The sequence below is a fragment of the Synechococcus sp. CCY 9618 genome (assembly GCF_019038415.1).
In the GTDB taxonomy this organism is placed as follows: domain Bacteria; phylum Cyanobacteriota; class Cyanobacteriia; order PCC-6307; family Cyanobiaceae; genus Cyanobium.
Genome location: NZ_JAFKRG010000081.1, coordinates 1 through 210, shown reverse-complemented (window position 1 = coordinate 210; position 210 = coordinate 1). Strand labels below are relative to the sequence as shown.

Here is a 210-nt window from a genome sequence, read left to right as displayed (position 1 = left end):
CGGCGGTGAGGAAGTTGCAACCTTCCAGGTAGCTGCTGGCAATGCCGTGGGTGTACCAGGAGGTGGCGAAGGTGGTGCCGGTGAGCCAGCCGCCCAGAGCCAGATAGGCCGTAGGGAAGAGCAGCAGACCGGACCAGCCCACGAAAACGAAGCGGTCGCGCTTGAGCCAGTCGTCGAGGACGTCGAACCATCCACGCGTGGCCGGGGCGC

At 66.2% G+C, this 210-nt stretch carries 1 pseudogene; it reads right to left on the bottom strand.

Going from position 1 to position 210, the window contains the following annotated elements:
* Positions 1-210: pseudogene (locus KUG41_RS15230) on the bottom strand (photosystem II D2 protein (photosystem q(a) protein)); the annotation flags it as partial.